The sequence below is a fragment of the Bacteroides caecigallinarum genome, assembly GCF_016902295.1.
In the GTDB taxonomy this organism is placed as follows: domain Bacteria; phylum Bacteroidota; class Bacteroidia; order Bacteroidales; family Bacteroidaceae; genus Phocaeicola; species Phocaeicola caecigallinarum_A.
This window is the reverse complement of record NZ_JACJLQ010000060.1, coordinates 1-9,371: the sequence shown is the minus strand read 5'-3', so window position 1 is coordinate 9,371 and position 9,371 is coordinate 1. Positions and strand designations below refer to the sequence as shown.

7 protein-coding genes are annotated in these 9,371 nt (G+C 39.7%); 5 read left to right on the top strand and 2 right to left on the bottom strand.

Going from position 1 to position 9,371, the window contains the following annotated elements:
• Nucleotides 1–753: 753 nt before the first annotated feature.
• From cls to H6A27_RS13520, 5 genes are all read left to right on the top strand, one after another.
• Complete coding sequence (cls, locus tag H6A27_RS13540) at nt 754–2,037, top strand: cardiolipin synthase (RefSeq protein ID WP_204405075.1); 1,284 nt, start codon at nt 754–756, stop codon at nt 2,035–2,037.
• Nucleotides 2,038–2,157: 120 nt separating this feature from the next.
• The gene (gene metF, locus H6A27_RS13535) at nt 2,158–3,111 is read left to right on the top strand and encodes a methylenetetrahydrofolate reductase [NAD(P)H] (protein WP_204405074.1); all 954 of its coding nucleotides are present in this window, start codon (nt 2,158–2,160) and stop codon (nt 3,109–3,111) included.
• Between the two features lie 10 nt (nt 3,112–3,121).
• Complete coding sequence (locus tag H6A27_RS13530; protein ID WP_204509069.1) at nt 3,122–4,276, top strand: DNA polymerase III subunit; 1,155 nt, start codon at nt 3,122–3,124, stop codon at nt 4,274–4,276.
• A gap of 47 nt (nt 4,277–4,323) precedes the next feature.
• Entirely contained in the window at nt 4,324–5,733 is a 1,410-nt protein-coding gene (locus H6A27_RS13525; RefSeq protein WP_204405072.1) for a PSP1 domain-containing protein, read from the top strand.
• A gap of 103 nt (nt 5,734–5,836) precedes the next feature.
• Nucleotides 5,837–6,295: a gliding motility lipoprotein GldH gene (locus H6A27_RS13520; RefSeq protein WP_204509068.1), complete on the top strand. Its 459-nt coding sequence runs from the start codon at nt 5,837–5,839 to the stop codon at nt 6,293–6,295.
• Nucleotides 6,296–6,297: 2 nt separating this feature from the next.
• Here the strand turns inward: H6A27_RS13520 and rodA are convergent, their stop codons facing one another.
• Nucleotides 6,298–7,764: a rod shape-determining protein RodA gene (rodA, locus tag H6A27_RS13515; RefSeq protein WP_204405079.1), complete on the bottom strand. Its 1,467-nt coding sequence runs from the start codon at nt 7,762–7,764 to the stop codon at nt 6,298–6,300.
• The coding region (locus tag H6A27_RS13510; protein WP_204405070.1) for a penicillin-binding transpeptidase domain-containing protein at nt 7,745–9,371 on the bottom strand (1,627 nt) is incomplete at its 5' end. The genes rodA and H6A27_RS13510, both read right to left, overlap by 20 nt.

Below are 9,371 nucleotides of genomic sequence, written 5' to 3'. Positions count from 1 at the left end.
TCCCGTAATTATTTTAATTGACGGTTTATTCTTTTTTCATCACACTATATTATAAATGTGACGCTTGTACTACATTCTGTTTGTTTATCTAAAATCTTTCAAAGAACTTAACTTCCGACTGGAAGCGAAAGCGGATACAAAGGTAAGTACTTTATCTCTAACCACCAAAACTTTTCCAAAGTTTTTTTTTCAAAAAAAGTTTTCAGCAGATAAAGACCGAAAGGCTTTTTCTCGCTCCCTTGTTCCAAACAAGGTAAGATACTCAAGGCATTTCTGCGTCTGTACCGCATGTCCAGCATTTCAACTTAGTGACTTCCCCTCTCGAAAGCGGATGCAAAAGTACACACTTTTTTCATTTCTGCAATACCTATTGCTAACTTTTTTTCATAAAATCACTCACATAAAGGTAACTACCTGTTAATCAACAATAAATACGAGCTAAAATATTTCATCCGTATTACAGACAATTTAAAGACTCCAGATATTATACATTATATAATAATATACAAATATCATAAGCCTCAACTGAAAATTCGACGCCTGAATTAATTTAAAAAAAACGCGGCCGTGTTTGTACTAAAACATGACCGTATTTAAGATTAAACACGGCCGTGTTTTAAAAACGATGTATCCAGTCTAAAAAATTAATGCTCAATTGTAATAATTAATAGTCAAAAATCCCGGTATATAGAATACAATTTTGTTATGTAACACATAATATATACCTTTGCGTATTTTTCAGATTTATTTAATATGACAAACAGATATTTTAATATTATTGTTATAATTATAACCTTCTGTGTGAGCAGTCTGAATTCTTATAGCCAGAGTAGTGAAAATCATGAACTGGAAGAATACATTCCATCCGACTCAATATTTGCAAGGTTCCTTCATGTAAGAAATATCCCAATATACAACAATAATGAAATTGAGTTACTTCCTACTGGAAGAATTAAATTTGAAAGCCTGTTTGAGGATATCCGTAAAGCTAAAAAACATATCCATCTGGAATATTTTAATTTCAGAAGCGACTCTATAGCAAAGGAAGTTTTTACACTCCTCGCAGAAAAAGCCAAAGAAGGAGTAAAGGTAAGGGCCATGTTTGATGACTTCGGGAACCTTTCGAATAACAGACCACTGAGAAAAGAGCATTTGAAAATGCTGAATGACAGAGGTATAGAGATTATCAGATTTGATCCGATGAAATTTCCATACATAAACCATGCATTAAGCAGAGACCACCAGAAAATAGTTATAATAGACGGAGAAATAGGATATACCGGAGGTATGAACATTGCGGACTATTACATAAACGGTCTGCCAGAAATAGGCCCATGGAGAGACATGCATGTACGCATAGAAGGACCTGCTGTAAGCGGACTTCAAAAAGCATTTCTGGACACATGGAACAAAGAAACAAAACAAGGTGTAGAAGGAGATACATATTTCCCATACGGAAAAGACAGCACCTACACTCCAGAACAAAGAGGCAAACAAGTAGCCATAGTGCAGAGAGTTCCGCGTATATCACCCGATGCTGTAAGAAGAGCTTATATTGAAGCCATTGATGCAGCAGAACATCATATCAGGATAGTCACCCCATATTTCACCCCTACAAGGAGTGTCAGAAAAGCCTTATACAGAGCTTTGAAAAGAGGAATTAAAGTTGAAATAATGGTTTCAGAAAAATGTGACATCTCATTCACACCGGATGGAGGTTTCTATTATGCAAACAAATTCAGAAAAGCCGGAGCTCATATCTATCTATACAAAGGTGGATTTCACCATACAAAAGTAATGACTGTTGATGACAGGTTCTGCACTGTAGGAAGTACAAATCTCAATAGCAGAAGTCTGAGATATGACTATGAGATAAATGCTTTCATTTTCGATTTGCAAACCACTTACGAACTTGACGAAATATACAGTAAGGACAAGACAAACAGTGAAAGAATGACTAAAGAATACTACAAGAAAAGAGGCGTGTGGAGAAACTTCGTAGGATGGTTTGCACATATACTAACACCTGTAATATAGTCATACATACAATACAATATACATATATATGCAAAATTAAAACATTGAAGACGGTTATGTCCGTTTTTTTTTCTAAATTTGTCTCCAATGTAAACAATACATACAAATATAATTAAAGATATGAGCGTAATAGACCTGATAAATGCAGAGAAAAGCACAGCATTCTCGTTCGAAATACTACCACCACTTAAAGGTGCTGGGATTGACAGACTGCTGTCTGAAATTGAAACATTATTACCATATAATCCAAAGTATATAAACATAACTACCCACCGTAGCGAATACGTATTTTCGCCAGAGCCCAATGGTATGTACTGCAGGAAACTGACAAGAAGACGCCCCGGGACAGTTGCCGTAGCCGCCGCAATAAAAGCCAAATATGGTGTGACTGTTGTTCCACATATACTTTGCAGCGGATATACTCCGGAAGAAACAGAATACACTCTTATCGACCTTCAGTTTTTAGGAATTACTGATTTGCTTGTTCTTAGAGGAGACAAAGCTCCTCATCAGAAGAATTTCACTCCTGAAAATGGCGGACACGCACATGCAATAGACCTGCAAATGCAAATAAACAAATACAATCAGGGTATATTCTACGATGGAAAAGAGATGGACAAACTTCCGCCACAATTCTGCTACGGAGTAGCTTGCTATCCGGAAAAACATGAAGAGTCGCCAAACGCAGAAAGAGATTTATACTGGCTGCAGAAGAAAGTGGAAGCCGGTGCACAATATGCCGTCACACAAATGTTCTTCGACAATAAAAAATATTTTGAATTTGTGGAGAAAGCACGAAACGCAGGAATAAACGTTCCAATAATACCTGGAATAAAACCTCTGAAAAAGCTGACTCAACTCAACGTTCTTCCAAGAACTTTCAAGATAGATTTACCTGAAGAGCTGGCATCAGAAGTCAGAAAATGCAAGACGGATGAGGAAGTGGCGGCTTTAGGATGCGAATGGACCATAAAACAGTGTAAGGAACTCATGGACTACGGAGTGCCAAGCATACACTTCTACTCAGTAGGAGCAGTGGACTCAATAGCAAAAATCGCGAAAGAAATATATTAAAACAACCCGGATGAACAGCGTATATACAAATAAAGCCAAAGGTTTCGACGCCGTAATAGGCCAAGAGGAAGCGGTCAGCATGATAACTCAAACTATTCATGCCGGACGTCTGCCCCATGCCATTATGGTATGCGGACCGTCAGGTTGCGGAAAACTCGCATTTGCAATGGCCCTTGCGAAATATGTATGCTGTACAAACCCCACTGAATACAATTCTTGCGGAGAATGTGTATCGTGCAGGATGGCTGATAAACTTGAACATCCTGATATACACTACGTGTTCCCTGTGATAAGAAAAAAAGAAGGTTCAGCTATAGTATCCGACGATTGGTTACCGGAATGGAGGCAAAGACTTAAAAGGTCACCATATTTTTCGCTTGCCGACTGGTGCGGCGACATGGGCGATCCAAACAAGCAACCACTGATATACACTTCGGAAAGTAATGAGATACAAAGAAAGCTGTCTCTGAAATCCGCAATGGGAGGATACAAGGTAGCTATTATATGGCTTCCGGAAAAAATGAATGCAGAATGTGCAAACAAACTTCTGAAATTAGTTGAGGAGCCACCTGAGAAGACTCTGTTCATTATGGTGAGTGAGGAACCTGATAATGTATTACCGACACTTGCCGGAAGAACTCAAAGAATCAATCTTGTTCCTATATCACAGAAAATACTGGCAAAATATCTCATTACCAAATACGGACTTACAGAAACCGACGCTGAAGATATTGCCAGACGTTCAGAAGGAAGTGTATTACAAGCAATGCAGAACATAAGCCTCAGCGACGAAGAAAAAGCATGTTTTGACAGCTTCACAACACTCATGAGGCAAGCGTGGAGAAGAGACATACGTTCACTAAAAGACTGGAGTGAACAAATGTCAGCAAGAGGAAGGGAAAGACATAAAATATTCCTTAGGTATGCGGCAAGAATGAACAGAGAAAGCTTTATGGCCAACTTCCGTATGCCAGACATTAATTACATGAACAGTGAAGAAGCTGCTTTTGCGGTTAAATTCGCTCCTTTTATAAACGAAAGGAACGTAACAGGTATAGAAGAACTTATTGAAGAGGCAATAGTACACATCGAACAGAATGTAAATCCGAAAATGGTTTTCTTTGACCTTGCTGTAAGAATGATTGTATTAATAAAAAACAGATAACTAATATAGGACATTATAAACTTGTCCGAACTAAATATAACAATATTATGAATAATGATTATAGACTCAAGAACGGAAGCGGTTGCCTTGCCTGCTGCGGATGCGGACGCCAGGACAACAAGCTGAACACATACGACTGGATGGCTGACATACCAGGCAACGCAGAAGAACAGGATATGGTAGAGGTGCAATTCAAAAACACCAGAAAAGGTTATTACAAGAACAGCAACCATCTGCCTCTGATGAAAGGCGATATCGTGGCCGTGGAAGCAAGCCCGGGACATGACATAGGAACTGTTACACTGACAGGACGCCTTGTCCCTCTGCAAATGAAAAAAGCCAACTTGCGACCTGATGTGGAAATAAAAAGGGTTTACCGCAAGGCAAAGCCTGTAGATATGGAAAAATATGAAGAAGCCAAGTCGCGTGAACATCAGACTATGATACGCTCAAGAAAAATCGCAGAAGATTTAGGGCTTAAAATGAAAATCGGCGATGTGGAATATCAAGGCGACGGAAACAAAGCTATATTCTATTATATAGCCGACGAGCGTGTGGACTTCAGACAACTTATTAAAGTTCTTGCCGAAGCATTCAAAGTACGTATAGAAATGAAACAGATTGGCGCACGACAGGAAGCCGGAAGAATAGGAGGTATTGGACCATGTGGTAGAGAACTTTGCTGCGCTACATGGATGACAAGCTTCATCTCTGTCTCGACAAGCGCAGCACGTTATCAGGACATATCACTGAATCCACAGAAGCTTGCAGGACAGTGCGCAAAGCTAAAATGCTGTCTTAACTACGAAGTAGATGCATACGTTGAATGCCAGAAAAGACTGCCGAGTAAGGAGATTGAACTTGAAACAAAAGATGCTATATATTACTATTTCAAAGCCGATATACTTGCCGGAAAAATAACATACAGCACTGACAAGAGTTTTCTCGCCAATGAATGCACTATCAGCGCACGCCGTGCTTTTGAGGTTATCAATATGAACAAGAGAGGCGAAAAACCTGAGAAACTTGACAGTAGTGAAGTAGGAAAAGAAGACCGCCGCTCGAAAGACCTTCTTGAACAGGAAAGCCTTACAAGGTTTGACAAGAGCAAGAATTCGAAAAACAAAAAGAAAAAAGGTAAAAACAACCAGTCTGTACAGGAAGGCGAAGCTGAACAGAACATTGCCGCTAAGCAAGGCAACAATAAAGGTCAAAAAAGCCAACAGCAAAAGGCTCAGCAGGAACAGCAAAAGCCAAAGCAAGAGCTGCAAAAACCGAATGATAATGTAGAACAGGCTAAGCCGTCGGATAATAATTCCAAGAATCCCAAAAACCGGCATAAAGGAAACAACCAGAACAAACGTCAACCGAACACAAATCCTGGCGACCAGCCTCAAAAAACAAACGTACAGCGCCAACCTGAGGTAAGGGTTAGCGAAAAGAATATTCCACAATAAAAGTATAATTGTAAAACGTAATATCAGTCACACAGGTTTAATCACAACTTGTGTGACTTTTTACAAATGAATATTCATCAAACGAATAATAGCTGAATAATATATGTATAAGAAAATATATTATGCAATCATATTAACGGTATGCTGCATAATCACTTCGTGTAGTTCGGATACAGTCTATCACCATTATTTACCTATCGAAAAAACCGGATGGGAAAAAGGAGATACTTTATATTTTATCCTGAAAGACAGTATAAACACAGGTAAATATGAATCATACATAGGAGTCAGACACACTGTATCGTACAAATATAAAGATCTCTGGGTATCTATATGCACAAACTGTTCCGAAAAACCGGACACTGTACATCTGATACTTGCCAACAAGGATGGCAACTGGAACAGTAATGGCACGGCCAGCGGATATTATCAGTACGAAACAAAAGGGCCGGACCTACATTTCAGTAACAGTAATGACTCAATAATAAAAATCTGGCATATAATGAAGGATACTTCTGTCAAAGATATAACAGACGTAGGCATAAAGCTTACAGAAAAATAAACTTAACCATTGGTATTACCATACCTTGCAGCATCAATTCGCAGAAAGACAAACAGAAGTATGGTAAATCCCCATAATGAAGAACCTCCATAACTGAAGAACGGTAACGGAATACCTATCACAGGAGTCAATCCCAACACCATACCTACATTTATGAAGAGATGAAACAAAAAAATACTCATCACGCTATATCCGTAAACCCTTGCAAAACGTGTAGGCTGGCGTTCGGCCAAGTATATCAGTCGCAATATAAGCAGCATAAATAAAACAATAACAAGCGATGACCCTAAAAAACCTTGCTCCTCGCCTACTGTACAAAATATAAAATCGGTATCTTGCTCGGGAACGTATTTGAGTTTTGTCTGCGTACCATTAAGAAATCCCTTACCCAAAAGTCCACCTGAACCAATCGCTATCTTACTCTGATTTACATTATACCCCGCTCCTGAAGGATCATCCTTCATACCAAGAAGAACTTCAATTCTTACTTTCTGATGTGGTTCAAGAACCTTGGCAAACACATAGTCTGTTGAAAACAGAAAAGCTGTCGATCCAATCACAAAAAAAGAAATATACAGATACCTGTAAATCCTCTCCCGCAAAAAATATACAATCAGTGTAATGAAAAGAATTCCTATCATTCCCAACAGAAGATACACCATATTAAAAGGTATTACGTAGAAAGAAAACAGCACACCGAGTATAATTCCTGACAGACCGACTCCAAGAATTATCATAGCCAATTTCCTACCTGTCTTACAATACACCCAAATAAGTCCGGAAGTAAGAATTATGATAAGAGAAAGAACCGCGAACTCTCCCCACGGAGTGATTTCATCGGCCATAGGTTCAACGGAAAACCTTATTCCTACAATAAAATATACAACGGCACATACACCAGCAAACAATATCGCTCCCGGCATTCCCTCACGATAAAGCATTAGAAAAAAAGACAGATACACTAAAGCCGAACCAGTTTCTTTCTGCATAATGATAAGTAACATTGGTAGAAGTATTATACCCAATGTTACAAGAAGATGCCTTTTGTTGGATAGAGAATAAGTATATTCCCCCATAAACTTTGCCAACGCCAAGGCTGTTCCGAATTTTGCGAATTCGGCAGGCTGTATGCTTACAGGGCCCAATACTATCCACGATTTGGAACCTTTTATCTCGTTAGGATTAAAGATAGTTGCAAAAAGCAACAAAAGCAGAATGCCAAATATCAGATAAGCGTATGTATCAAAAATGCGATGGTCCAAAGCCAATATAACGGAAGCAAGCCCTAAAGAACATGCTATCCACACAAGCTGCTTACCTGAGCGCAAACCAAAATCGAAGAAATTCGGTTCTCCGTAATCATAACTTGCTCCACAGATGCTGAACCACCCGCCAATGATTAATAGAAGATACAGAAGTATCGTCCACCAGTCAACATTCTTAAATATACTATCTTTCTTGTAAGCCATAATTGATTCTCCGTTTCTGTATCTCATCAGCCTGTAACTGACTTTGTGGCGACAATTCGCCTTTCAGATATTTCTCCATCATAAGTTTACCTATAGGTACTCCATAAACTGCACCAAAGCCACCGTTCTCTACGTAAACAGCAATGGCAATCTTAGGATTGTTCATAGGAGCAAACCCCATAAACGCAGAGTGGTCTTTACCTTTATTCTGTGCAGTACCAGTCTTGCCGCAAACCTCAATATCCGGAAGATTGGCCCCCCTACAGGTACCTCCAAGCACTGCAGCACGCATTCCCTGAACAACTTCTTCGTAATGCGAGCGATCCACTTTTGTATAATGTTTCTCCGTATATTGTTGCTCCAACTCCTGGTCTTCCACTTTCTTAACCACATGTGGAGTTATATAATATCCTCTGTTGGCAATTGTAGCCCCAAGATTGGCTATCTGCAGCGGAGTAAGTGTAACTTCACCCTGCCCTATTGAGATACTTATAATGGTAAGTCCGTTCCATGAGCCACGGTAAGCCTTATCATAGAATGCGGCATTAGGTATCATTCCACGTTTCTCACCAGGCAAATCAATACCCAAAGGATAACCGAAACCCATTGAAACCATATAGTCACGCCAGGTATTCATGGCATTCTGAACAGAGCCATACTTGCTGCGTGAACCTATCATATAATACAGTCCCCAACAAAAAAAAGCATTACACGAAGTGGCCAAAGCCGGAATAACAGACAAAGGAGAGCCATGTGAGTGACAGCCGACATGCAGACCTCTGAAACTAAAGCCATGCGAGCATGGGTAAAGTGTTTCCGTATTGATTATACCCTCTTGAAGAAATGTAAGGGCCTGTGAAGTCTTAAAAGTAGATCCAGGAGGATATGTACCCATAATAGCACGGTTAAGCAACGGTTTCCAGGGGTCTTCCGACAATTTAAGATGATTTTCTCCTCTATGTCTTCCGGCCATCAGGTGAGGATTATACGAAGGAGAAGAAACCAGACACAAAACCTCTCCAGTAGAAGGCTCTATGGCTACAATACTTCCGATTTTTCCTTCCAGAAGTCTTTCACCCAAAGCCTGCAACTCTATGTCAAGACTCAGCTTCAAATTCTTTCCTGCTACAGGCGCCTTGTCGAAAGCACCGTTCATGTAATTGCCCTGAATTCTGCCATGAGCGTCCCGAAGCAAGATTTCCACTCCCTTTTCTCCTCTAAGCTGTTTCTCGTATGAACGTTCCACACCAAGCTTTCCTATAAAATCGCCACGCTTATAATAAGAATCATCCTCTATTTCGCCCTTAGACACCTCAGCGATATCCCCCAATATATGTGCGCCACAATCATATCCATACTGTCTGACTGTTCTTGCCTGGATATAAAATCCCGGAAAGTTAAACAGTTTCTCACGAAAAACAGCACAATCTTCGGACGAAAGCTGAGTGAGCAAAACCTGATGAGTATATCTTGAATAACCGGGGTTAAGGCGCCTGTCCCTTATATCACGAAATCTTTTAACCAGAAAATCTTTTGTAACACCCAAAGATATGGCAAGTTCCAAGGTATCAAATTTCTCTACCTCTTTCATTACCACTGTAATATCG